The sequence below is a fragment of the Mucilaginibacter celer genome (genome assembly GCF_003576455.2).
GTDB lineage: Bacteria > Bacteroidota > Bacteroidia > Sphingobacteriales > Sphingobacteriaceae > Mucilaginibacter > Mucilaginibacter celer.
On the sequence record NZ_CP032869.1, the window covers coordinates 4100959 to 4127951 of the forward strand.

The window sequence follows — 26993 nt, forward strand, 5'->3', positions numbered from 1 at the left end:
TAAAAAAATCAAAACAGGCAAATTACTGATGATATATATTTACAATTACCGTAACTTTATATACCTCAACATATCTCTATGGATTCACTTTCGGAGTTAGTTAATTTGTTAAACAGTAGTGATAAAAAGCATTTCAGACAATTTTTAGAGCGAAGAAATAAACGGAATGATGTAAAAAATCTGCAATTACTTGATTTGATAGAAACTGACGATATCAGCGGATTAAATAAGCTTTATAATGTAGAGAAAAATAATGATGCGTACCACGCCCTGCGTAAAAGACTACAGGATAGCCTGCTGCTTTTCTTATCTCAGAAAACTTTTGAAAGCTCCCATTCGGATACCTACGATGCGTTGCGACTGGTTGTGGTGGGGCGCTTTTTGTTAGAAAACGATGTACCCAAAATAGCCTTTAAATGCCTGGATAAGGCAGAACAGTTAGCCGAACAGTTAGAGCAATTCAACTTATTGAATGAGCTCTTGTTGCTGAAACTGCAATATGCTCATCTTCCGGAAGCCGAAGATCTCGATGTCCTCACCACGCGTTTTATGCATAACCAGCAGCTTATGCAGCGCGAGGCTAAACTCAATATAGCTTATGCCTTTTTGCGGCAGGAATTACAGCAGATTCATCTGAAAGGGAAGATAGTTAACCTGACCAGCCTGATGATAACAACCATCCGGAAATACAAAATTTCGGTACTCGACCTGATGACCTACAAATCCATCTATCAAATTCTTTTTATTGCGAGCGAATATGCCGACATACAGCAGAATTATGGATTGATAGAGCGCTACATTAACCGGACAAATCAATTTATACAAGCACAACCGCTTCAAAAGCATACTTACCTTTTTTACCATATCTCCATCCTGTATTATTTAGCCAACTTTCACCTGCGGCAAAAGGATTTTACCAGGAGCACATCTTACCTTAATGAAATGATGGATTTAATGGCGACAGATAGTCGATATTATATTGTATTTTATTTACGCCATCAGTTGCTTTCCGGGCTCAACCTGTTTTTTACGGGCCGGGCTGAAGATGCCATACAGTTACTACAAAAATCACTCTCCAATACCAATAACCGGTCGAAACCGGAAGATATCGAAGACCTACGGATCTGCATGGTTATGTTTTTAGCCTTGTGCAATGACCAGAGAAGTTTGAAACAGCTTAGTTTATTAACCCGCACCGATGCCTGGTACGAAAAGAAAATGGGCATGTTATGGACCATCCGGAAAAACCTGATGGAAATTTTGGTACAGGCACAATTTGGCAACATCGAGCTGGCTACATCGCGGTTAAACAGTTTCCGGCGGAGATACAAAAAATACTTGCTAAAAACCTCGGAAGAGCGGGTGTTGGTTTTTGTTAAGCAGGTTGAAAAATACCTCATAAAGCCAGATGTTGCTTTTGAACCTTCATATAAAAAAGCAGTTTTAACCCTGCTTGATGAAGTGGGGAATAACGACATTTTTACGTTAAGTTTTATTGCCTGGTTGATAGCGAGGTGGGAGAAAACAACGGGGTATGAGGTGGTTTTAAGGTTGGTGCAGAGTTGAAATAATACACGATAATTATTAATCGGATGTTTTTCTGCAAGCAAGATAAGCAATACACACACAGCATTAATTAAACAAATACCGCAACCCCACCTGCATAGAATAGGTGGAATTTAAACTCACATCATTTTTAAAGGTATCGGTTATTAACCTTCCACCCACTGTAGCCAGTTGAAATGTTGGCTTGATATTACCGCCGGCCCTTACATCGGGCAGATTTGCGGGCACTAAAATGGAGTTGGCGTTCACCAGTTTTTTCAGTCCCCAGTTTTTGTTGAGGAGGTTGCCTACGTTAAAAACGTCCCATGATAACTGGAGGGTGTGTTTAACAGCTTTATCGCTCAAAACAAAATCGTGCGTAAGTTTAAAATCCCATTGATTACGCCATGGTAGGGTGGCCCCGTTTCGTTCAGCATACCGTCCTTTGCGGGTGCGTAGGTAGGCATCCTGATCGATGTATTTAAAAAAGGCATCGCTTTGTTGCAAAGCGGTATAGGTAACTTTTGCAGGCTGATTTACAGTCAAAGGCACAAAAGTAATTTCCGAAGGATCGCGCGAAACGTAGATGAGCGATTTATTGGTACCGTCATGGTTAAAATCCTGTGCATAGGTATAGGAAAACCGGCCGTCAACAGCGCCCTGGTAAACCAAACCAGCGCTTAAAGCAAATTTTTTAAGATAATTTTTGCGGTAAATAAATGAAGCCACTACCCGGTTGGGGCTTACATAGCCTGCATAACCCAATTCGGGCGTATTGATGCCGTTAACAGTTGGTTTGGCGTATAGCGCCGATAAAGTTTGATCACCATCACCATCGTTTAAATTCTTAGCCATGCTTTTAATATACGCTGCAGACATCGAGAAACCGCCCCAAATTTTCCGCTCTAACTGAAACGTGGCCGACCAATAATAACCTCTCGATGAATTGCTCACCACCACCGCGTTAAACGGCGAATTACCTTTAGCATCGGGCATCCCGGCGGCATTTAACGGATTAATAAAACGTTGGTTATTAGTTGCCGGATATACCAGCCGGTTATCCGGGTAACCGGCAATATCGAGGTGCTTTGGCGTTACCAGGTTGGCATCGTTAAAAACAATGGCGTTAATATCTTTATTATAAAGCACCTCGGCAGTTCCGGTAAAACCTGCCGGTAAGCGCACATCAAGGCCAACGCTGCTTTTCCAGGTTTGGGGCATTTTAAACTCTTTTGATAGTACGCTGGTTATGGCGGGCAAACCGGGTTGCTGGGTAGCGATATCCGGGATATATTTTTGCGGATCTGGACTGAATGGGCCGGGCGTATTTTGCCTGCCCTGCCAGGTTTGGGTTACCTGCTGCAAACCCGAGTACCGGGCCTGGCTTATGATCCATACAAATGGAATACGCCCGGTAAATACACCTGTACCGCCCCGCAGGCGAAGCTTTTCTTCCCGGCCAAGATAGGTAGAGAACCCTATACGCGGCGATAGTAGCAGCGAAACAAAAGGTAGTTGTGAGGTATGCAGATGCAGCCCGTTGGCAAAACTAAGTTTGGCAATACCCTCATTCTCGGCCAAACCCTCAGGGAACCATGGGATATCAAACCTAAACCCGGCCGTAATGCTCGAGCGCTTGCCGAGTATAATGGTGTTCTGTGCAAACAAGGCCAGGTTAGCGTATTTAAAATTATAAGATGGCTGCGCGGTACCCGGAACGGTTGAATAAGTAATGGCATAATCAACCGGTGATTTGCCGGATACAAAATCATCCCATGATGCAAAAGTGTAATATCCGGTACCAAAAGGAATGTAAGTGTTGCTGGTGCGGCTGTAATCAACCTGCGCACCGGCCAACCAGTTGTTTTTACCATGGTTCCAGTTAATGTAATCAATCAGTGAGGCCAGGGTTACATTGCGGCTGTTTCCGTAAGTAAAAGGCTCGTAGCCGAATGATGTAAACGGGATACCATCCTTCAAAATATCAACAAAAGGAAAAGGTTTACTGTCTGATTGCCGCGGTTCGTACTGGCGGGTGTATGATGCCCTCAGCGTATTATAAACGCCGGAGTTTAGTTTAGCATTCCACTCGGCAGCCAATGAATAAAAATTGGATTTGGTGCTGAAGTTTGAATTGCTGAACGGCAGGGCATTGATACTACGCCGCCCCGCCCCTGCCGGGAAGGCGGTTAAAGGGCTGCGTGACCCGTTAACCAACTCGGGCCGGGTACTAACTAATTGATTATACCGGATGCTGAAGGTATTGTTATCGCCTATATTCCAATCTATCCGCCCCAATATCTTGTAACTTTTGTTTTCAAACTCGTAATTACCGTAACCGCCCGGATCATAGCGATAGGTATCGCGCAGGTAATTGCCAATCTGGTTCAGTTCGGTTACCGTGGGGCGGGCTGTGTTGGGGCCGCTGCCGTAGGGCATATCCGCAGTCGCGGGAATCAGTTGTTGAGGATTATACTTTTCATTTTCGCCTTCAGCGCTAAAAAAATAAAAAAGCTTATTGGCGATGATGGGGCCGCCTATCCTAATGCCATCCTGGTGATAAGACAGGTTTCTTTTATCAAACGAAGCATTACCCGTGTGGTAACCGTAACTGTTTTGGTTGCGGTAAAAGCGATAAACAGAAGCCTCAGTAAGGTTAGAGCCTGCACGAGTGGTGATGTTGATGGTACTGCCAATAAATCCCGATTCCCAAATGGCATTAAATGGTGCCACATTTACCGAAAGCCTGTCGATAGCATCCAACGATACCGGCTGCGCACCGTTACCCGGCAAATTATCACCTACGCCAAAATTGTTATTAAATTCCGAGCCATCAATAGTAATAAAATTTTGCCGGTAATTGCCACCCGCTATTGCCGGCCCGAATGACTGCGGGGTGAGCCTGATAAAATCATTAACGCTTCGTTTTATGGTAGGCAGGCTATTAAGATTTTGTCTGTTATTTTTTACCGATGGGCCGGTTTGGGTAGTTGTTAACACAGGCCTTGTTATTGGCGATGCACTTACCCGCACTTCCTGAAGTTGGGTTTGTTTGTTTTTTAAGGTTACGTTTAATACTTCAGGCTCATCAAGTCCTAAATAAACGTCTTGCTGAATGAACGGTTCGTAACCTGTGTAAGAGATCTCAATTTGATATGGGCCGCCGGGCTTCAGATCGGGCAGATAAAAACGGCCTGCTTTATTGCTTGAGCAGCCATATTGGGTTGATGCGGGCTGGTAAACCACACGAATCACGGCCCCCTCGATAAACACTTTATTCTGGTCGCAAACAATGCCCGATAAATTGCTTTTGGTGGTTTGCGCCAAAAGCAGGTAAGGGATCAGCATCATCGCCCCAAATAAAAAACACCTCAACTTAAACATGCTGTTTGGTATTACAGGTTGTTACGTATCGATGTATTTTGAGGAGGACAAATGCTAAGTAAATTTTGCATCATAAGCTTTAATTTAAACATCAAAAACGGACTGGTAAAACCCGCCCGTTTTTGATGTTATTGTTAATTGTTTGTTTACACTACATTATTAAAATGAATAGCGCGCGCCCAACTGAATTTGGTATGGTGTACCATTGGCAGTTGTTACGCCCACGTTTTCGTTTACTCGGTAGCTGTATTGTTTTGTTGCCTGGTTAAAGCCCGTAACGGTGTACAACGTTTGCTGACCAAGGTTATAGTTAACACCTTTGTTTTTATTTAACAGGTTGGCAAAGTTGAACACATCGGCAGTTAGCGTAAGTTGTTGGGTTTTAAAAGTGTGGAAACTTTTAGATAACCTAACATCAAACGTGCCCGAAAATGGGTTGCTGCCACCATTCCTGTTGGCAATTTTACCGATGCTTTTTTTGATGTAATCTTTAGCGCGGTTATCAGGGTTGTTCAACACTTTTTCCATCGAGGCTTTTACAGCTGCCGGGGTATTCGGATTGTTTGGATCAAATACGAAGGCTAAGTCGTTATCCGTTCCCGGTCCGCCCACAAAGTCGCCGTTAATGTCCGAATCAACAGTTAATGAATAACGGGTACCACCGCTGCCGGTAAATCTGCCACTGAAAGAGAAACCTTTCCAGGTTGGGGTTGAACCGTAAACTACGATCTTGCTCCTGAACTGGTTGTCTGAATAATCCATCTCGCTCAAATCGCGCGGATCAGATTTTATAGGGCGGAAGGTAGAAGTATTGGCTACGTTACCGTTGTATGAGGTATTATCCTTTGTATTGTTCCAGGTATAGCTGAACGACAGGAAACCATCTTTGTAATAACGGAAATCGCCATCAAATACAAACGCTTGTTGGTTAAGCTTTGCACCGTTGGTCAGTTCAAGTGTACGACCCACTAATTGAGTTTTGCGGCCCTGAACGTTATCGGTAACACCTGACGATGAAATGGTATTGGCCGGTACAAACACACCGCGGTTAGCCTCGTTAGATAGGGTGAAGTAAGGCTGATCAACCAAATTCCTATCCAGATAAACATAGTTATTGGTAGTACGACTTATCAGCAAATTCACGCCTAAACGCAGGTAATCGCCAAACAGGTGGTTATAGCTTAAGTTAGCTTTGTAAATGGTAGGGATCTGCAAATGCGGATCGTTAAGGTTGATGGTTGATACCGTTGGTGCACCCGGGATTAAACCGGGAGCTGTAGACGGATCGTTACGGTAAGCCGGGAAGTTTGGCTTAGGCACCAGGTTGGTGCCTGTGTTTGGCCTGGTAATATCGATAGAGGCAACTTTGGTACCGCTGTTCTGGATGTTATTTACCTGCGCGTAGTTGATAGGATTGGCCGAGAAGATACCACCGCCTAAACGGATAATATCAGTCTTTTTGCCTTTCACATCCCATGATAATTGCATCCTTGGCTGGAAGTTGTTCCAATCGGTTGGGTTGGCATCTGTTCTCAAGCCCAAAGCTTTGTCAACAACCGGGTTGTAATCGCCTTTGGTTAAATAGCTGGTTAAATCCCAACGTAAACCGAAGGTAGCGCTCACATTTTTTACCGGCTCGAATTGCACCTGGCCAAAAGCCGACAGGTTTAACACATATTGCTGTACCGATGGGATACCATCGATAGGCACTTCGCGCACAAAACGGGTTGGGTTAAGGTCATCAAACTCTTTAATGTTGTTGAAAATGAACCTGCCGTTTTGCTCGTTCGAGATGTAAGTATTCAGGTAAGTTAACGTGTTATCAGTACCAAATGTAAAGTTGTATTTGCCTTTGGTTAGGTAACTGGTGTTCACCAATTGCAACTGGTTTTCCAGATCGCTCTCCGGTGTAAAACGCTGACCGCCCAATTGTACCGAAGTACTGCCGATAGTTCCGTTTGGCAGGGTTGAGCGCACGGTAACAATAGCGCGCGGGATATTTGCCGCCGGGAGCTGGTTGTTCGGCGTATAATCACGCTTAGCACTTTGCCATTGTAATTTCAACTCGTTCAAAAAGCTTGAGCTGAACTGGGTACGTAAGGATGCCAGCGTGGTGTTCTCGCGCGATTTGAAGTTACCGTAAGTTTCAAACAGGTTGATGTTCGAGTTATCATCGGTACTGTTCGGGTTGTTCCAATCGCTGTAGTTGTTGCGGATGGTTAAACGGTTTTTATCGTTGATCTGCCAATCGATACGGGCAAAAAACGTGTTAGCCGTAGTTTTTCTCGGAAACTCACCCACCTGCGGACCGCTACCTAAGCCGTATTTTGCACGGCCGATATTGATCACGCTATCCAGCATACCTTTACTGATGCGCAGGGATATAGCATCAGCATCCGATTTGATATCGGCAATATAAAACGGTGCCGATTGCTCCTGGCGGTCGAGCGCGGTAAAGAAGAACAATTTATCCTTTACGATAGCGCCGCCTAAACTAAAACCATACTGGTTAGTAGTAAAGTTTTGCTCGCGTTTGTTACCGCGGATATCATAAGAACTGGCCAAAGCATCTGAACGGTAATAATCAAAAGCCGAACCGGTAAGCGTGTTGGTACCCGATTTGGTAACCGCGCTAACCGTGCCGCCACCTGCACGACCTTGCGAAACATCATAAATATTGGTTGATACCTCAAATTCGCGGATGGCCTCTAACGATAACGAGTACGGACCGCTACCTACCGCGCCTGATGTTAAATTGCTACGGGCACTGGTACCATCAATCACGTAGTTGGTTGATGATGGCAGCTGGCCGCTCACCGAACCGCCGTTTGAGGTTGGCGCAAGCGATAATAAGTTAGTAAAATTACGGTTCAGCGCAGGGATCTGCTGAATGGTACGGGCGTTGATAGAGGTACTGCCGCCCAAACGATCATTACGGCTGCTTAGCGTGTTGGCTTTAACTACAACTTCTTTCAAACCGAGAGTATTGTTCGACATTAAAAAGTCTACCACTACCCTATCGCCCTGGTTAACCGAAATTTCGTTTTTAACCTGCGAATCGTAGCCTACAAAAGATGCTTTAACTACATACTGTTTGCCCAAAGGTAACTGGCGGAAAGTGTATTTACCCTCATTATTAGTTACGCTTGATGAACGGAAACCGTTTGAAGTATTTTGAATTAAGATGGTTACGCCGGGCATAGCCGCGCCTTTAGCATCCTTTACCTGGCCGGAAATGGATGCATCTGTTGATTGGGCGAAGGCTGCGTTGCCTGTTGTTAAAAAAAGTATCACCATAAGTGATAATGGGATCTGAATAAAAATTTTTCTTTCCAGGATTTTTTTTCCTATTTGGATAAAAAGGTGCATATTTAGTTGCGATAATTAATTTTGACGAGTTAATTAAATGGGCCGGTGCTGCTACAGCGCCCGCTTTTGCAGCCGGAAGTGCGGGATCACCTCCGGCTTTTTTTGTTTACTGATGTTGCTTTATTTCATGCCGTTTGCTGAAGGGTTAATGGTTAATTTATCAGGGGTAAGTTCATAACTCATCCCGGTACGCAGGGTTAACTCAGGTAGGGATGTATTGAGATCCATGGTGCCAAGATTGATGGTATACTGATGCCTGTCCAATTCCGGGTGTTTGACGATTGCCCGGATTTTGAAATGGCGTGAAAGTTCTTCTGCTATTTGTGGTAGGGTGAGTTTGTCTAAATAAAGTGTTCCGTTTGTTTTCCAGCCTTGTATCAGTTCAGGAGATTTGGCTATTAGCTGGCTTTTTTGATCGGTCACATTGTAAACCAAGCCCTGCCCCTGGCTGATTGACCGGTTTAAAATCTCCGATTTTCCTGAGTTACTTAAGCGCTCAACAGCTACTTTGCCCGAGGCTACTTCAACCCTGTATTCAGTTTCCGGATGATAAGCTCTGATATTGAAAGATGTGCCGATATCGCGGGTAATGATACTACCGGTTGTAACAGTGAAAGGGTTATTGGCATCGTGCTTTACTTCAAAAAAGGCCTCGCCTTTATCTAAATAAATTGAGCGTTGTTTGAATGGTGTGGGTACCCTTAGAGTAGTCGCTGCGTTTAGCCAGATGGTTGAACCATCTGCCAGTTCAACTTTTTGAACCTGGCCATTGCCGGTTTGGTATGTTTGGAATACCAGCGCGGGGTTATCTATTGTGGTGTTGTGTTTTTTGTAATATAAACCAACGGCTATACCTGCTAATAAAATGATACAGGCGGCGCGCAACCATGTAGCCTGGCTAAGTTTACGAACCACGCCAACCGGCTTTATCGGCTGCATAACGCGTTGGTGTAATTCTTTATAGATCCGTGCTTCCTGTTCAGGATCTTTGAGCAGGTCAACTATCTCTTCATCCTGGTGTTGATCAAACCAATCGTCAATTATTTCTTTTTGCGATTGATGGATCGATCCTTCTTCGTATTGCTCAAACAGATTTTTTAGTGCCTCGTACTTTTTACTCTTCATTCCATAGCATAGCGCATGAAAAGCCAAAAAGTACTTTAATAAATAGTTAAGCTTTTATTAATAATTGCAACACGATATTATGATTCATTATAATCTCCGTGCCTTTGTTGGTGTTGTCACCATAGGTGTTCGGAAGAAATAAAAAAGCGGGGGAATTGTGCGATTCCCCCGCTTTTTTTTGATAATTACAATACTGCGTTCACCACCAAAACCGTTAAATAAATCAACGAGCCCTGCTCCACAGAAATCCTTAACCTGCGCAAAGCCTCAGAGATATTGTTCTTCACAGTTTGCTCAGAAAGCTTCAGCTCAGCAGCAATCTCACGGATGGATTTATCTTCATAACGGCTTAACCTGAAGCATTGCCGCATATTGAACGGCATTTTTGAAAGCTCAACATCAACAGTTTGCGTTACTTCCTTCAACAGTAACTGCTCATCGCTGGCATCGGATAATTTAACAGCTTCGGACAGTACCTCCACACCTTGTAAGCGCACTTTATCTTTCCTGAAAGCCGACATTACATTGCTGCGGGCAACCGTGTTCAGGTAAGGCAGAAAAGAATCGCCAACGTACAGGTTTTCTCTGTTTTTCCAGAGGTGTAAAAAAACATCCTGCAAAACATCTTTGGTATGGTCTTCATCGCGGGTTAGGCGGTAAACAAATGAAAACAGGCTTTTCCAGTGCCGGTTAAAAAGCATCTGGAAAGCCTGTTCATTTCCGAGGGCGATATCCTGCAGTAATTCTTTGTCAGACTGATTGACCATAAAACAGATCGGAGAACATTAGTAATTAGCCCTTCGTCAAAATAATTAAACAACACCGCCCATTAACGGATCGGTTTTAGTTGGTGCGCCTGTTTCAACACGACCTGCAAAGCGTTCTTCAAAAGCATCGTAGCCTTTTAGTGTTACGCCCAAATCGTACCAGTTGTGGTTTTTAGCAAGGTTTAAAACAACCCTTGTACCGCCACCGGCAGGTATGGCCAGGGTTTGAGCCTGTGCCTTATAACTTTTATCACTGATCACCGCAGTATGCGCTTTTTTATCGTGGTTGGTAATATTTATAACCACATTACCGGTAAGCTTAGCGGCGTTTAAACGGCTGGCTTCATAATCGCAGGTAATTTTAATCTGTGGGTTGTTATTGCTACCGGTAAACTCACGGTAAAAACCGTTAGGGCCATAAACTTTTAAATGATAAGCACTGTTTTCAAAATTGCTGATTTTCCATTCATCGGTTAAAGTATCACCCGCAGCGGCACTGTAATCCCATGCACGTAACTGCTCTTTCTCATACGGATTAACTGCATACACTCTGAACGGTGAACCTGCCGAACGCTGACCATAAACTTTATTACCAGCTTTAAAAGCTATCTCAAAAGTATTGCTGGCTTTATTAAAATACCCGTTGGTGTACAACTCGTAAGGCAACGCGCATGATGGCTTAACACCTTTTTCCTGTTTAGGAAAATATGGCGATTGGGTATGATCTGTATTGATCTGCTCAATTTCGGCAGCGGACAGCTTTTTAAAGTTGGCCGGGATCTCCTTGAACTGTGCCTGATGGATATCTTCAATAAATTGTTTCTTCTCCAGGAATACAGGGCCATCTATTTTCTCGCCATTATAAGGACGGAAAGCCGATGTCAAATCCCCGCAAATGGTACGGCGCCATTGGGTGATATTTTCTTCCTGAACTTTTTTATTGAGTTTCTTAGCCAAAAATGTTTCAACAAATTGTATCGACGAAGTATGGTCAAACACTTCCGAACATACATAACCACCACGCGTCCATGGCGAGGCGATGATCATTGGTACACGGTAGCCTAAGCCTATGGCAGCCTCACGGATATTGGTATCTGTTGCAGATGGGTTGGTTTGCTGTTCTTTAGTAACGAAATCAAGTTTTGGATCTATTCCTGCCGATACTTTGCCAGTATGTTCTTTATACGGGTTAGGAACTACATACGGAGGTACATGGTCAAAATAACCATCGTTTTCATCATAGGTGATCACAAAAATGGTTTTCTTCCACACCTCCGGGTTTTGAAGCAATATCTCCATCGCCTCACTCACATACCACGGACCAAACCATGGTTCACCCGGGTGATCTGAGAAATTGGCGGGTGGCATCAGCCATGATACCGTTGGTAGCGTACCATTCTTTACATCCTCCCTAAACTGGTGGAACACATCACCTTTAGGTACATTTACCTTACGGCTGGTTCCATTATCATTATATTCCAATGTTTCCAGGCTATGGTAATCTGGATTGCTGATATTAGTAGTGAAAGCCTTGTTATTTAACGACTGCTGTGTTTTAGGCAGATTGTTAAAATTCTCTTTAGTGTATTTTGCCTGTGCCAGCTCAATATTAGCCAATAACTTTTTAGCGGCAGCAAGGCGGGTTACTACCCTGCCCTCCTGGGGCTGCTTTTCCATTTCGGCAATCTGCTTCAGCGTATTCTCTTTTTTCGATTGCAAACCGGCAATACCCCCCTCGTGCATCCGCACATTGTATTGTTCAAAGTACTCCAATACGTTGGTACCGAAATTACCTAACCAGGCTTCCTCCTCGTTACCAAAATCAAGGCCCATGGTAAGTTCATTTTGATAAACTTTCCAGCTTACACCATGTTCTTCCAATCGCTCGGGGAAGGTTGTCCAGTTCAGTACCGGGTAGTTATAGTTGTCGATGTTCCATAGGTGGGCAATGCCTTCGGATTTGTTGGCCTCGCGCACGGTGCCGGTCATCCAGTAATAGCGGTTGGGATGGGTACCGGTTATGCTTGAGCAAAAGTTTTGATCGCATACGGTAAAGGCATCAGCAAGCGAATAATAGAACGGAAAATCGGCACGGTTGCAGTAGCCCATGGTTAGGGGCATATCGGCAAAGTTTTTATTGCGTGCTTTTTTTACATCCAGCCATTTATCGTATTTTCCATTGTTCATGGCATCGGTTTGGTCGCTCCAGCCGTGGGGTAATGACCCCATCCAGGCAATTTTGGTATCCTTTACATCTAAATGGAAAGGGCCGTAAGTATCGCCTTTATTGTTGGTTTGCAGCCAAACTTTATTTTTATCGGGAAGGTTGATAGCGCGGGGATCGTTATAACCACGTACACCTTTAAGGGTACCTAACTGGTGATCGAACGAGCGGTTTTCCTGCATCAGGAACACAATATGCTCAGCATCATAAAAAGTACTGCCCGGCTCGGGATTAACAGCCAGGGCTTTTTGTATAACGGGTGGCAGCATATTTATTGCCGCGGCGCTGCCGGATAATAAAGCTGCCTTTTTTAAAAAGTCTCTTCTTGAATTCATCTTACAAATTCTGTTTAATTGCTTAATGTTTTTAATTAGATACGGCAAAGGCTGAGTAAGCCATGCTTTTGTACCATGGAGATTTGAGGATAAACGGCATATCCCGCTGCCATATTTATCCGCGGCGAATATCCTGCAAGCAAGTAAATTTTATGTTAGGAAGAAATTAATTATCGTAACATATCAATAATGATACGTAAACATGCAATTGATGAGACTGGTTTTATTTTAATAGTTAGAAAGCCGGTACTTGTGCCGGTTATCTTTGGGCATCGCCTTTATACAAAGGCTTAAAAGCCAACGCTGCCGCAAAACAGGTAGTTATGCGGCAGCGAGGATCGAAAAAGAGTGGGGGGTGGATTCTAATTCTTAAAAACCTCGGCAAGCTTTTTATTTAGCTCTTCTCCACGAAGCGTTGTGCTAATGAGTTTTCCGTCCCGATCTACCAGGAAAGTGGCCGGGATACCCGTTACGCCGTACAGGCGGGCAGCACTATTGTTGTTGCCTTTAAGATCACTAACCTGGGGCCATCCCATCCCTTCCTGCTGCACAGCCTTTAACCATTTTTCACGGCTGCTGTCAAGTGATACAGACAGGATCTCAAATCCTTTATCTTTATACATTTTATACTGGCTTAACAGATTGGGAATTTCCTGGCGGCAAGGCGAACACCAGCTGGCCCAGAAATCAACCAACACTATTTTGCCTTTGTAATCAGCTAATGACACGGCTTTACCGGCCGGGTTTACTTGTGTAAACGTTGGCGCAACGCCTCCAATTTTCAAACGATAATGCGCATCAATAAGCTCCTTGATGGTCTTGCCATTATCCGTTGCCTGAATTGCAGGGCTAAAGGTTTTGTAGATCTGTTCGGCTAATGCAGCAGTTTTATCATTAGCTGCCGTACCGAACAATGCTACAGGCGCAAAGAAAGAATCCGGATGGGTTTTAGCAAACTCCAGGTTTTTAGTCCCCAGGTCGGCAATCATTTTATAGTGACGGCGGGCTACCGCGTTCAGGAATGAGGTATCCTGAGCAAGTTCGGGCGCGGCGGCAATCTCGGCATTTGAAATGCGGTCAATATCCCATGGCATCGGCCCTACTGCCTTTACATAAGCTGAATATTCATCATAGGTTTTAGAACCGCTGAATTGAGCATTTGCCAACGAGTCTTTAGAAGCGATATTCAACGTCTCGTTGGAGAAGTTAAAATAGATAACGTCCCCGCCGTGGGTAGCAATCTCACGTCCGGCACCTTTATGGTCAATTGCCAGCCGTACTGAGCTGTAAGGATTCATCTGACCGGTAAAATGGAAAGCTCCGTTGGCCAACGTGGTTGAATCTTCATGCCCTTTGCCATCAGTCATAAAACTTAAATAAACTTTTTTACCGTTTAGGTTACCAACCTGCCCGTTAATGTTAAAGTGAGGCGTTTGGGCGGCAACATTCAATGCAACCGTACTTAAAATAATGCTTAATAGTTTTTTCATTTTTTGGATACTCAACAATATATGTTCTTTCAAATTTGTTTACTCAAATAGTGCAGGCAGGCCTTGTTTAAATTAATTTCAACGCCCCCGGATGATGGCCGTATTCTTACATGAGCGCCGAAAATGAAAACAGCCCATGCGGAGTAAAAATATTTAGAGAAGATGCCTTAATCAAACTCCAATTGCTCATTATAATTTTGCTCAACTGCTTTTTCGCACATTGCTTCGATACCGTCACAGCATTTGATTTAAGGCCGTCGCTCTTATCCTGGTTGTCAAATGCAGCGCCGGTATCTCATGAAGCATTCTTTCAATCGCTCTATCGAGCTTCTTTTGAAAGACAATGTGCTCTGTTTGCATGACGGTTCGCGACATATAAATAAACATTAAAGTCAAACACTAATAATTCACGACGCTATACTTGTTACTTTATATTATCTGAAAATATTTGAAATAGGTTTTTATAATTCAAGATTCAATTAAGATTTATTTATCTTCAACAATGTGATATTATATTTAATAGATGAAAAAGCCTACCATTTTTTTAAGTCATTCGGCGAAAGACAAATTGGTGATAAATCAATTAAAGAATATGTTGATGACAAAAACATCGCAAACTGTTGATATATTCTGTTCAAGTGATGGCCAAAGTATTCCCTTTGGTAAAAATTGGATTCATACCGTAGAAGAAGCTTTAACTAACTCGTCTATAATGTTCGTTTTCGTTACCCCAAATTCTATTCATTCAAATTGGATATACTTTGAAGCAGGGTATTCCTATTCAAAAGCTATTGAGGTAATTCCTGTTGGACTTTTAGGGGTGGATTTGTCAACAATTCAACCTCCATTAAGCCTATTACAAGGCTTTAATGTAGCTTCGTTTGAGGGGTTGAATAATTTATTGAAAATAATTAACACGAAATTCAGTTATAGCTATCCTTTGTCTTTTCACTCAACCGACCTCTTGTTATTGGAATCGCAAGCGGATAAGCTTATTAGAGATAACTCGGCCGTTATCGACACAATCGACTATCTACATCTCCGCCTTAGTAGTGTAGAAAGCAACGAAACCAAACATTCACTTGATGAATCGGCGTTCGATAAAATCAAAGATTATTTTTCAAACGATGGTGATGTTGGTAATTTCTACAATCAAGGTATGGAATCCCATGGACTATCTATATCAAAGGTAATTTCCATGCCTAACAAATTTTGGTTTGAAATAAAGATTGATCCTTTTCTTTACAAAGTACACTTAAAGCACTTAAAAAGTTTAATAAACAAGATATATGATGTTCCATTAAACACATTTTACTTTATAATAAAACTAAACAAAAATTACAACCTACTTACTGAAACATTCAAAATTTCTTCAAGATTACATCCTTTTGGGATAACTTTCTCTGACAAGAAAAACGTGTTCAAATTTGAAAATCTGGAATTTACAATTCTCTCTTCAGGACGAGGCAATAGCGCGGCCGAATTGCGCATAATGTATAATGTAGCAGATTTAGGAAATATTTATATTGAGCCTCTAATCTCAATGCTTTTAAATTCTGGGGTCATTGTGGAAGAGGCGCCCGTTTTCGAAATATGATTTTAGAACTTTCATCTTTATAAATAATCAATCAAAACAACTTACAATAGCTATCCAATGCTCTTAGTTATAGCAGCTATAATTGGGATTGGTGGTTTTATTGTTGGCAATCAAAACAATTCGTCTTATGCTGTTTCCTTTACCGTTGTCTTAGCGATTATCTTAGTTTCAATATACTTCTTAACCAGAAAGCATGTTTGCGTGATTGCTTCAAGCGGAGGTTCGAGGATTGTTTTTGCCACATCAAACATGAGTCATGATAGCTTAATAAGATTCATTGATTTAGTAGAAGATTCAAAATACCGCAGTACCCTAAGAGCATTAGTTTAACCATTTCTCATCTAATTATCTGTAAGGCAGATCATAACATATAACAGCCCTTAAATAATAATATTCGATGCAATCCGAAGAAATAAACCCCGAAAAGACTTAGCCAACAAAAAGCCCCTTAGATAAATCTAAGAGGCTATACAAGATGTGATCCCATTAGGATTCGAACCTAAGACCTACAGATTAGAAATCTGTTGCTCTATCCAGCTGAGCTATAGGACCATCACATTAAAAATACAATCATCAACCCGGTTTTGAACCTACAGTGTTTGTATTGTTTTTTTGCGGTGCAAATATGCTAAATTATGCTCAAAATAGCAATCAATTTTATCAATTGATTTGCTAAGCGTTATTTGGCCGCCCATAAAGGTAAAACTATGGCTTCCTGGTATTTGTTTTTGATGGTGTTGCAAAAGTCTGTAGTGCGGGCAAAGGGATATCCTTTAGCTTGCGCCCAATCAATAAAATCAGCCAAACGCCGGGTTAAGGCATCTCCCGAGTTCCTGGCAACATAGCCCGGAATACCTATGCTATCCTTATCATGCAGATCGGTGAATTCCCAGGGGTGGAAATACAGGTTCAGGTAGCCATCTTTTTTATAAGCTCCCCCGCTCATCCTTTTTAACAAAAACAATGGCAGGTTATGAAAGCTTAACCAAAAAAGCGGGAAACGCAACCGTGCCGATACCGAGGCAGGAAGCTGTAATACATTACGATCATAAAACCATGTACGCGGTTTTTTCAGGTTGTTGTATCTCCCCGGCAGCCATGTAGGGTTTAACGATGAATTGTATTCGTAACCGGCCTCTGCTATTTCGGCCTCGTCAACAGGCATCATCCGCGCCATGCGGAAGCCGGTTACTTCGGTTCGCGAAATTTGTTGAAGTACCAGTTTTGATTGCAGCAGGTGTTCGGATTTAAAATCTGAATGAAAATAGCCGTGCGATGCTATCTCGTGTCCGTCCGTCACTATCTGCCCAATAATGTCCGGGCGGTTAACGGCATAGTTTGCCGTGCAAAAAAACGTAGCCTTTACGTTTTTCTGCTTCAGCAGGTTCAGTATAGTTTGGGTACCCCGGGTTGAAATTTCAAGCTGCTCATCAAAAGAGATCGACTTGCCATACTCCAGCGGCAAATCAAACTCCTCTACATCAAATCCTAATAAGATCATTATTTACAATAACAACATTTGATGAACGGATAATATAATGCGGCCTGTGTTTTGATTGCATAAAGATTTTGCCTACATACACGCCAATCACACTCATCACCATCAACTGTAATCCGCCAAAAAAGGCAATGGTAGCAATGATAGATGCCCAGCCTGATACAGCGTATCCCAAAAAATAACTTACCAGTACATAAGGGATATACAAAATAGCCGCTGTTGAAAACAGCAAACCTATCATCGAAATAATATAAAGCGGGCGGGCGCTGAATGCCACTATGCTGGTTACTGCAAGCTTAACCAGTTTAAAAAAAGAATAGCTTGCCTCGCCGGTGTGGCGTTTTGAGGGTACATATGGGATGCCGATCTGCTTGTAACCGGCCCATTTGATAATCCCCCTGAAAAAGATTTCGTACTCGTCAATCAGTTTTAATTGCTTAACTACCTTTTCGTCAATCAACCTGAAATCGGCAGTGCCGTTTTCCATTTTGATGTCTGAGAGCATGTTTAGGCCTTTATAAAACAGTTTTGAAGTAACTTTTTGGTAGCTTTTACCGTGCGGATTTTCGCCTTCGCGGTAGGTGTAAACAATATCGTAGCCCTCTTCCCAATGGTGCAGCATTTTTAAAATCATTTGCGGGGGGTGCTGCAAATCGGCATCCATGGTTATAACGGCATTGCCTTTGGCCATGGCTATCCCGGCTTTCAGGGCATAATCTTTACCAAAATTGCGCGAAAGCTCTACATAAAAAACGTTTGGATATACTTCGGCGTTTATTTTAAGTTCATTCAGCGTATTATCACGGCTGCCATCATCAACAAAAATCAATTCGTAGGCATACCCGGTAGGTGTAAGGGTTTCACGGATCTGATCTATCAGATAGCTGATATTTTTTTCCTCATTGTGCGAGGGGATAACAATAGAGAGCTTTTTATCGACAGGGTATGTCATTTTATTTTATCGCTATAGAATTTTTAATTGCAACAGGTTGTAACAGGTAAAAAATCATATATTTGACATGCCTTTGCTTACCCTGTGTAACATATCTATTACGATAATATAGATAAAACGCTACAGCGCTCATCAATTTTTTAATCAGGGGATGGCAAAAGTTCTCAAATCGTAACTTTCCCGTTACAAACATAAATAATAAATTGTTATTTATCTGCAAGTATTCTGCGCTTTTTTTATGAAAATCATAACAGCACACTTTAACTTGTTACGATAATTTAATTCGCTACTCAACTACGATTGCCTGCGCAGGCTTTTCGGCTTTAAAATCTCTCAGCAGCGTTTCGTAAACAATTTTTAGCCAGATTAAAAAACAAGGCAGCGATTTTAATTTATAGGGCACGATGTAATGCGTCCGGATATAATCAGGAAAAAGATCGGATGGCGATAAGCTGGTGATGATGAGCGCGAATACCAGTAAAAAAATCTCGAAACCGGTAACAGGCCTGTCAAGGTTCATAAACCAGATGGCTACGCCGGCAAAAGCGATGATATAGGTAGATGACTCGGCCGAGCTGCTGAAAATAACCGCGAAAATCAATACCGAACACAGAATAAGCAACTGGTATTGAAGCGTTTTGTACTGTTTAATTCTTAAATACGACAATCCAAACAATACCAAAGCCGGGCCTATCACATACATATTCTTCAAATCCTGGTAATTAAATACCTTACGGATGAGACCGGTAATACAAATTTCCTGCATGGACGAATGCTGGTTATCATTGTTTTTAACCACCAGATCGGCATACCAATCATGATAGGTTTGTACAATAAACGAAGGCGACGAGATAGCCATCGGCAGCACAAACAACACTGCCGACCAAAATACAAAGCTGAGTGCAAACTTCAGCTTGTTATCCGAAAAGAAAAAGAATGCCAGACCCACTATCCCATAAAGCTTTATAAATGCTCCAAGGGCAATCATCAGCGCGGCCCAAAAATCTTGTTTGCGTTTTATAAAATTGAAACCGAGGATGATCAATGCCGCTATCATAGGGTTGCTTTGTACATTGGCCGAGGCTGTCATCAACTCGTGCGCACAGATCAACAGAATCACCACATATTGATCTTTTTTTATCGGCAGCGTTTGGATAGCTTTAAGCAGGATGAACGCATTAAACAGCACCCATAAAATAACACCAATACTATCGGGCAGTATAGCAAATGGCGCCATAATGATAGAAAACACAGGGCCATAATGATTCAGATCGTAATAATGCTCGGGCTGGTAAGCGTATAGGTTATGCTGATGAATGGTATTTAAAAAGTTGTATTTAAAAATGGTGTAATTGTTAAAACCCTGGTGGGTTAACACACCTTTAACAACCAAAAATAAACTTAAACCAAACCACAGTGTGTACACAAAAGGTTTGTTGTAAACGAGCTTAGCCAGTTTTTGCACTTAATAAGGGGTTAATTTTTTGCGAAGATATAACATCAGGTAACAAACCTGTTACTTTTTTAACAATTCTTAACGCTTAACATTTGATACATGTTAACCGGGGCGTACTCCCCGGTCTTAATTTATATATTTGGTTAAACATAATTATCAACCTGATGAACCAACCGCAAAATCCGCCGCCTTTTAATGATCATGTTAACCGCCGTAAGTTTATAGCCCAGTTGGGTACGCTGGCCGGCTCGGTCGCCCTGCTGTCAGGCCCTTTAACAGGCAATGCCGCATCTATCATAAAACCGGTCGAAAGTTTCACCGTAGGCCAGATCATTGATCTGTTTATGAAGCAGGTGCCCGGTGCGCCTTTCCCCAACACGGTTGATACTTTAAAATCGGGAAATAGGGATACGGTAGTTACCGGTATAGTAACCACCATGTTTGCCACTATCGGCGTTATTGAAAAAGCCATCAGCCTTGGTGCCAACTTCATCATCGCCCACGAGCCCACATTTTATAACCATGCCGACGAAACCGCCTGGTTGGCCAACGATGATGTGTACCAATACAAAAAACAACTGCTTGATAAGCACAATATAGCCGTTTGGCGTAACCACGATACCATCCACAGCATTAAACCCGATGGCGTAGGCATTGGCCTGTTAAAACAGCTTGATTGGGTGAGCTATTACAGGCCCGAAACAGGCAACCTGCTTACCCTCCCTCCTACATCGTTAAGCGCTTTGGTTGATACGCTGAAGAAAAAACTAAGCATCGAAAAGGTACGCTACATTGGCAACACCGCCCAAAGCTGCCAAAAAGTTTTGCTGCTGCCGGGAGCAGCGGGTGGCCGCAGGCAAATTAGCGAGATAATGGCCAAAAAGCCCGATGTAGTAATTTGCGGCGAAATCTCGGAATGGGAAACTGCCGAATACGTGCGCGATGCCCAGGCTAAAGGCGATAAGCTCTCGCTGATTGTGCTGGGCCACATTGCCAGCGAAGAACCGGGGTCTGAATTTATGATAGGCTGGCTTAAGCAGAATGTGCCGGATGTGAAGGCTACGCATGTACATCCGGGTAATTCGTTGCAGTTTATGTAAGCCCCACCACCACGTCATTGCGAGGCACGAAGCAATCGCACGGAAGTCGAGTGGCTATGCAAATCCGCCTTGTAAAGTTCGCGATTGCTTCGTTCCTCGCAATGACGTAAGAGGTGAAAGCTTTCTTGCTTCCTGCCTCTTGCAGTCTTGCATCTTTCTCCTCCCTCTGCTGTCGTCCGTCCGTCACCCCGTGCCCAATCTTTATTTTGCCTATGTGGACACCTCAAAACCCGGTAAGCATCATCCCACCAAAACGCTCGATTTAGCATTAAAAAAAACCAATATTTTGCTAAATATGGTGCAATTGTGTACAATTGTAAATTACTCTGTTATTAGTTGTAAGCGTATACCCTTATCTGTAAACTTTACATTTAAAAAAACAGCATAATTTACATGATTATTTGTTGATAAAATTTACAGGAAAGGGGCATTTTAATTTTAATTTACACAGAAAAAAGGGCTTTATTTAAGTAAAAATCGCATTTTTTATTTTTTGAAATACAAAGTGTTTTTTTTACAATAAGTTAATCCTACTTTTAACCGATTTTTAAAAAAAACATAATTTATGATCATAATTGCTGACGGTGGCTCAACCAAAACCAATTGGTGCCTGGTTACCGAAGAGGGAAAAAAAGTTTACTTTAATACAGAGGGTTATAACCCCTACTTTTCAGGTACAGAGTATATCATACAATCGCTTAATGAAAGCCTGCCTACCGATCTTGAAAAAGACCAGATTACCGAAGTAAATTACTACGGTGCCGGCTGCTCAACGCCCGAGATGCGTAAGATTGTTGAAGAAGCCATGAAGGTGGTTTTCTCAAAATCGAAAGTTTACATCGGTCATGATTTATTGGCTGCAGCACGTGCTTTGTTAGGTAACACCGAAGGCTTTGCTGCTATTTTAGGCACGGGCACCAACACCTGCATTTATGATGGTAAAGAAGTTGTGCAAAATATCGACTCGGGTGCTTATATTTTAGGTGATGAAGGCAGCGGTTGCTACATCGGCAAAAAGCTGTTAACGGATTATTTACGTGGTTACATGCCCGAGCCTGTGCGTAACCTGTTTTGGGAAACTTACAAACTTACTCCTGATGATATCAACGAGCAGGTTTACACCCAACCACGTGCCAACCGTTTTTGCGCAAGCTTCAGCAAATTTGTTTACGATAACAACGTACATATCGAATACTCACGCAACCTGGTTCGCACCTCGTTCGAAGATTTTTTCCGTAACCTGGTAACTCACTACCCTGATTATCAGAAATACACTTTTAACTGTATCGGTTCGGTAGGTTACAACTTCCGTAACGTACTGGAAGAGGTTGTTACCGAAAACGGCATGGTTGTAGGCAACATCATCCGCTCGCCTATAGATAACCTGGTGAAATTCCATTTGGAGCTGGCACCGAGCTCGTTGTAAGTCATAAGTCTTTAGTCAGAAGTACTAAGTCTTTAGTCAAGAGTCTTAAGTTAGGCTCACTCATAGAAATAAAAAAGCCGGAATTAATTTCCGGCTTTTTTATTTATCTAACTAAAACTTAGTACTTCTGACTTAAGACTAAAGACTTCCGACTTAGTACTTCTGGCTAAAGACTTCCCACTCAAACCAAATTCATCTCTCCCTGAAAAATCTTCCCGTACTTACGTTTATCAAATTTGTACAGCTTGGCGGCGCGGTATGATACCCCTTTTTGCTTTTCATCCAGCTCTTTTAAAAAGCCATAACTCAGCATTTTTTTGCGGAAGTTGCGTTTATCCAATTTTTTATCCAGTACAGCCTCGTAAAGCGATTGCAGTTGGGTAAGTGTAAATTTCTCGGGCAACAGCTCAAAAGCTATGGGTTGATAGTGCAGGCGGCGTTTAATTTTGTTAAAGCCGGTTTTGAAAATCTCACTATGGTCAAAAGCCAGTTTAGGCAGCTCGCTTACCGGGTGCCAGAAGGCTTTTTTGGCGTACTGGGTTACCGGGCGTAGCTCCTTTTGGCCGTTTATGCGGATAAGCGCATAGTAGGCTACCGTAATTACGCGGCCCTGCGGGTGACGGTTTACCTCGCCAAAGGTGTGGAACTGCTGCATGTGCATATCGCGCAGGCCTGTAAGCTCATACAGGATGCGCTCGGCAGCATCGTCAATACTCTCGTCCTGCTCAACAATGTAGCCGGGCAGCGCCAGCCAGTCTTTATATGGCTCTTCGTTTCGCTCAATGAGCAAAATTTTAAGCTCGCCGGCTTCAAAGCCGAATATCACGCAGTCTATCGAGAATACGGAGTCAAACTTGGGTAACATTAATTCCAAACTGTTGGTGAGATTTAGTTAATAAGTTTAAATATATAGCCTTAATTGCTAATCCAAAAAAAAATAAATAAAATTTAATGGTGTAAATTACACACAGTATCTTCGTGGCGATAAACCAAGGAGCGAAAGATGCGTAAAATATCAAAAATAGGGGTTTTAACCTCGGGCGGCGATGCACCCGGAATGAACCCTTGTATACGAGCTGTTGTTAGAACAGCCCTGTATAACGGGCTGGAAGTTGTAGGGATAAGGCAAGGTTATAAAGGCCTTATTGATAACGACATGTACGAGATGAACAAACGCTCGGTAAGTAACATCCTTAACTTAGGCGGCACCATTTTAAAAACAGCGCGCTGCCTGCCCTTCAAAACTGATGAGGGGATGGAGATAGCTTACCAAAACGCCAAAGAACGCGGCATTGATGCCCTGGTGGTTATTGGCGGCGACGGTACTTTTACAGGTGCGCTCCGTTTCTCTCGTAAATACCCTGATATCGCCGTAATGGGCGTACCGGGCACTATTGATAACGACCTTTGCGGTTCAACCTATACCCTTGGCTTTGATACCGCTACCAACACGGTTATCGAGGCTATCGATAAGATCCGTGATACTGCCGATGCGCACGATCGTTTGTTTTTTATCGAGGTAATGGGGCGCGATTCGGGCGCTATTGCTTTGCGTGCGGGGATTTCATGCGGTGCGGAGGCTATTTTATTGCCCGAGCGTACTACCGCTATTGATGATCTGATCCAGAACCTGAAAGAGGGCCACATGAACAAAAAATCATCAAGCATTGTAATTGTTGCCGAAGGTGATAAAAACGGCGTTTGGGATGTGGCAAAGGCTGTACAGCAGGAAGTTAAAAATTACGATATAAAAGTTACTATATTAGGCCACTTGCAACGCGGCGGCAGCCCATCAAGTTTCGACCGTATTTTGGGTAGCCGTTTGGGCTTCGCGGCGGTTAACGCTTTAATAGCCGGCGAATCGCAAAAAATGGTAGGTTTGCAGGCCAACCAGATCTTGATGACAGATCTGGAACAAGCACTTAACCATCACGAGTTTAAGTTAGAAGATGATCTTTTACAAATGATGGATATTTTATCGATATAGAAAATTGATGATTGCAGTTGTTTATAGCGGATCGTACTTTGCACATTGGCGGCTTACTGACAAAGGGAGAACCGTGGCTTCCTTCAAAACCAATGGCATCAACCCCTATTTTAACGACGAGAAGCACATCCTCCAGCTGCTAAACAAAAACATTAACCTCATACACCACGCCGAAGAGATAAAACGCATTTACTTCTTCGGCGCGGGTGCCTCTTCCGACGAGCGCCGCCAGATAGTTCACAACGCCTTCGCCCGGTTTTTTAAATTCGGTAAAATAACTGTTGAGCATGATATTGCAGGTGCCGCCATTGCCTGTTGTAAAAACGAGCCGGGCATTATCAGCATTTGCGGCAGCGGAACCAACGCCGCCTGGTACGATGGTAAAAAGGTTGCCACCAACAACTACGGCTTAGGCTATATCCTTGCCGATGAGGGTAGCGGTAACTGGCTGGGCCGCCAGCTGATAAAAGGTTTCATGAACGATACCCTGCCGCCGGCCCTGCGCAAAAAGTTTATACACAAGTACGAGGCCGACCGTAAAAACCTGCTCGAAAAGGTTTACAGGCAAAAACAACCGGCATTATTCCTTAGTTCATTTACCGATTTTTATCTCGATAACAAGGCAGACCATCATCTGCAAAGCGTCATAAAAAAAGGATTTAGTAAGCTAATTTCTACATATTTGCTACCTTTATACCAGCAACATCCCGAGGCGGGAATATACTTCGCCGGGTCGGTTGCCTTTAATTTTCAGGAGCATTTACATGAGGCCGCCGCCGAGGCCGGGTTGCAGATCACTAACATTATTAAAGAACCCATAAATAATCTATTAACCTACTATTCAAGTAAAAATTAAAAAATCATGAAAATAGGAATTAACGGTTTCGGCCGTATTGGCCGCCTGGCATTCAGGGCTGCAATTGAAAGACCAGACATTGAAGTTGTTGGTATTAATGACCTTGTTGAGCCAGATTACATGGCTTACATGTTAAAATACGATTCAACTCATGGTCAGTTCAAAGGCACTATTGCTGTAGAAGGTGGTCATTTGGTTGTTAACGGTAAAACCATCCGTGTTACTGCCGAGAAAGACCCTGCTAACCTTAAATGGAACGAAGTAGGTGCTGAAGTAGTAATCGAATCTACAGGCTTATTCTTAACCCAGGAAACTGCTCAGAAACACATCGACGCCGGTGCTAAAAAAGTAGTAATGAGCGCCCCTGCAAAAGATGATACCCCTACATTTGTAATGGGTGTTAACCACAAAGCGTTAAAAGCCGATCAAAACATCGTTTCAAACGCTTCATGTACTACCAACTGTTTAGCGCCTATCGCTAAAGTGTTAGATGATAAATTTGGTATTGAAGAAGGTTTGATGACTACAGTACACGCTGTAACCGCAACTCAAAAAACAGTTGACGGCCCATCTGCAAAAGATTGGAGAGGCGGTCGTGGTGCTTACCAAAACATCATCCCTTCATCAACCGGTGCTGCTAAAGCTGTAGGTTTAGTATTACCTCAATTAAAAGGTAAATTAACCGGCATGAGCTTCCGCGTACCAGTTGCCGACGTATCTGTAGTTGACTTAACTGTACGCCTGAAAAACGGTGCTTCATACGAAACTATCAAAGCTGCAATGAAAGAAGCTTCTGAAGGCGAATTGAAAGGCATCCTTGGCTACACCGAAGACGAAGTAGTATCTGAAGACTTTAAAGGCGATGTACGCACTTCAATTTTTGATGCCAAAGCCGGTATCGGTCTGAATGATAACTTTGTTAAAGTTGTATCATGGTACGATAACGAATGGGGTTACTCAAACAAACTGATCGACCTTGTTCAGGAAATTGGCAAATTATAATTGCTGCTTTTTCAGGTTATATAAAAACGCCCTCCGGTTAGCCGGAGGGCGTTTTTTTTTGTTGCCCCCCACGTCAATGACGTGGAGGTGAGTGCAATTGATATTTTACTTATTCCCTGCCGCTAACCTCCTGTCTCTTTCTTACCAGGGCGTTTCGCCATAATCGCTCACATACTTACCCGTTGGCCCATCGGCACCAAGCATAGCATACTCAACAATTGGCGCGGCACCATCTTCAACCGGTTTAGGGCCCTGGTTGCCGTTAAACTCGGTATTGGTGTAGCCTGGGTTTACCATGTTTACCTTTACCTGATCTTTCAAATCAAAAGCCAGGGCAACGGTGTAAGCGTTCAGCGCTGTTTTCGACGGGCCGTAAGCTGCCGATTTGAAGTGGTAATGTTCATAACCAGGATCGTTTTGATAAGTGAGCGAACCCAGATCAGAAGTAACATTAACTATGCGTGGGTTTGGCGATTTTTTAACCAGATTGATAAAAATGCGCACCGTGCGGATCACGCCGAAGAGGTTCACTTCAAATACCTCCTTCATGGTGGCATCGCTGGTGTTGTAACTTACCTGTGGGAACGAACCGGGGATGCCGGCATTATTGATCAGCACATCCAGGTGACTGATCTTAGCGGCCAATTCATCGTGGGCTTTTTGTACCGATGCCTCGTTGGTAACATCTATCAGCAATAGTTCAACATCGTTTAAACCTTCGGCTTTAAGCTGGGCAACGGCCTTTTCGCCCCGTTGCTGATCACGACTGCCCAGGTAAATATAGTAACCCGCGGTAGCAAGCTGGCGGGCGGCTTCCAGGCCAATTCCTTTATTGGCGCCGGTTATTAATACTGTTTGTTTTTCCATAATGCAAAGCTAT

The 26993-nt window shown here is 43.0% G+C and carries 19 protein-coding genes and 1 tRNA gene; 8 read left to right on the forward strand and 12 right to left on the reverse strand.

Going from position 1 to position 26993, the window contains the following annotated elements:
- Window positions 1–78 precede the first annotated feature (78 nt).
- On the forward strand, window positions 79–1566 hold the full coding sequence (locus tag HYN43_RS16500; protein ID WP_119410394.1) for a hypothetical protein: 1488 nt from the start codon (window positions 79–81) through the stop codon (window positions 1564–1566).
- A 66-nt stretch (window positions 1567–1632) separates the two neighbouring features.
- Here the strand turns inward: HYN43_RS16500 and HYN43_RS16505 are convergent, their stop codons facing one another.
- The 6 genes from HYN43_RS16505 to HYN43_RS16530 all read right to left on the reverse strand — a co-directional run bounded on the left by HYN43_RS16505 (window position 1633) and on the right by HYN43_RS16530 (window position 14239).
- Entirely contained in the window at window positions 1633–4929 is a 3297-nt protein-coding gene (locus HYN43_RS16505; protein WP_119410395.1) for a TonB-dependent receptor, read from the reverse strand.
- Window positions 4930–5088: 159 nt separating this feature from the next.
- Complete coding sequence (locus HYN43_RS16510; protein WP_245446931.1) at window positions 5089–8226, reverse strand: TonB-dependent receptor; 3138 nt, start codon at window positions 8224–8226, stop codon at window positions 5089–5091.
- A 192-nt stretch (window positions 8227–8418) separates the two neighbouring features.
- A complete protein-coding gene (locus HYN43_RS16515; RefSeq protein WP_119410397.1) occupies window positions 8419–9423 on the reverse strand; it encodes a FecR family protein in 1005 nt (334 codons plus the stop codon).
- A 185-nt stretch (window positions 9424–9608) separates the two neighbouring features.
- Window positions 9609–10190 (reverse strand): RNA polymerase sigma factor, encoded by a 582-nt coding sequence (locus tag HYN43_RS16520; protein ID WP_119410398.1) that lies wholly within the window; start codon window positions 10188–10190, stop codon window positions 9609–9611.
- A 45-nt stretch (window positions 10191–10235) separates the two neighbouring features.
- On the reverse strand, window positions 10236–12749 hold the full coding sequence (locus HYN43_RS16525) for a phosphocholine-specific phospholipase C (RefSeq protein WP_119410399.1): 2514 nt from the start codon (window positions 12747–12749) through the stop codon (window positions 10236–10238).
- A 362-nt stretch (window positions 12750–13111) separates the two neighbouring features.
- Entirely contained in the window at window positions 13112–14239 is a 1128-nt protein-coding gene (locus HYN43_RS16530) for a TlpA disulfide reductase family protein (protein ID WP_119410400.1), read from the reverse strand.
- A gap of 523 nt (window positions 14240–14762) precedes the next feature.
- Here HYN43_RS16530 and HYN43_RS16535 point away from each other — a divergent pair.
- Window positions 14763–15836, forward strand: coding sequence for a toll/interleukin-1 receptor domain-containing protein (locus HYN43_RS16535; protein WP_119410401.1), 1074 nt, complete (start codon window positions 14763–14765; stop codon window positions 15834–15836).
- A 57-nt stretch (window positions 15837–15893) separates the two neighbouring features.
- Window positions 15894–16166, forward strand: coding sequence for a hypothetical protein (locus HYN43_RS30430; protein ID WP_162996525.1), 273 nt, complete (start codon window positions 15894–15896; stop codon window positions 16164–16166).
- Between the two features lie 148 nt (window positions 16167–16314).
- On the opposite strand, the gene HYN43_RS16540 is transcribed toward HYN43_RS30430, so the two are convergent.
- The 4 genes from HYN43_RS16540 to HYN43_RS16560 all read right to left on the reverse strand — a co-directional run bounded on the left by HYN43_RS16540 (window position 16315) and on the right by HYN43_RS16560 (window position 19751).
- Window positions 16315–16388, reverse strand: a tRNA-Arg gene (locus HYN43_RS16540).
- A 127-nt stretch (window positions 16389–16515) separates the two neighbouring features.
- Window positions 16516–17337 (reverse strand): polysaccharide deacetylase family protein, encoded by an 822-nt coding sequence (locus tag HYN43_RS16545; RefSeq protein ID WP_119410402.1) that lies wholly within the window; start codon window positions 17335–17337, stop codon window positions 16516–16518.
- The gene (locus tag HYN43_RS16550; RefSeq protein WP_119410403.1) at window positions 17318–18286 is read right to left on the reverse strand and encodes a glycosyltransferase family 2 protein; all 969 of its coding nucleotides are present in this window, start codon (window positions 18284–18286) and stop codon (window positions 17318–17320) included. The genes HYN43_RS16545 and HYN43_RS16550 overlap by 20 nt, the downstream gene beginning before the upstream one ends.
- Window positions 18287–18572: 286 nt before the next feature.
- The gene (locus HYN43_RS16560) at window positions 18573–19751 is read right to left on the reverse strand and encodes a glycosyltransferase family 87 protein (protein ID WP_119410405.1); all 1179 of its coding nucleotides are present in this window, start codon (window positions 19749–19751) and stop codon (window positions 18573–18575) included.
- A gap of 155 nt (window positions 19752–19906) precedes the next feature.
- Between HYN43_RS16560 and HYN43_RS16565 the strand changes: the two genes are divergently transcribed.
- Complete coding sequence (locus HYN43_RS16565) at window positions 19907–20842, forward strand: Nif3-like dinuclear metal center hexameric protein (protein ID WP_119411259.1); 936 nt, start codon at window positions 19907–19909, stop codon at window positions 20840–20842.
- Window positions 20843–21407: 565 nt separating this feature from the next.
- Window positions 21408–22268 (forward strand): N-acetylglucosamine kinase, encoded by an 861-nt coding sequence (locus tag HYN43_RS16570; RefSeq protein WP_119410406.1) that lies wholly within the window; start codon window positions 21408–21410, stop codon window positions 22266–22268.
- Window positions 22269–22449: 181 nt separating this feature from the next.
- On the opposite strand, the gene HYN43_RS16575 is transcribed toward HYN43_RS16570, so the two are convergent.
- Entirely contained in the window at window positions 22450–23142 is a 693-nt protein-coding gene (locus HYN43_RS16575; protein ID WP_083879067.1) for an NUDIX hydrolase, read from the reverse strand.
- A gap of 129 nt (window positions 23143–23271) precedes the next feature.
- Here HYN43_RS16575 and pfkA point away from each other — a divergent pair, with 129 nt between their 5' ends.
- From pfkA to gap, 3 genes are read left to right on the forward strand one after another with little or no spacing between them, the layout of a single operon-like run.
- Window positions 23272–24255, forward strand: a complete 984-nt coding sequence (gene pfkA / locus HYN43_RS16580) for a 6-phosphofructokinase (RefSeq protein ID WP_119410407.1) — start codon at window positions 23272–23274, stop codon at window positions 24253–24255.
- 7 nt (window positions 24256–24262) lie between these two features.
- Window positions 24263–25111, forward strand: coding sequence for a hypothetical protein (locus tag HYN43_RS16585; RefSeq protein ID WP_119410408.1), 849 nt, complete (start codon window positions 24263–24265; stop codon window positions 25109–25111).
- Between the two features lie 6 nt (window positions 25112–25117).
- Window positions 25118–26113, forward strand: coding sequence for a type I glyceraldehyde-3-phosphate dehydrogenase (gene gap / locus HYN43_RS16590; protein WP_112567527.1), 996 nt, complete (start codon window positions 25118–25120; stop codon window positions 26111–26113).
- Window positions 26114–26254: 141 nt separating this feature from the next.
- On the opposite strand, the gene HYN43_RS16595 is transcribed toward gap, so the two are convergent.
- Window positions 26255–26980, reverse strand: a complete 726-nt coding sequence (locus HYN43_RS16595) for an SDR family NAD(P)-dependent oxidoreductase (protein ID WP_119410409.1) — start codon at window positions 26978–26980, stop codon at window positions 26255–26257.
- Window positions 26981–26993: the final 13 nt, after the last annotated feature.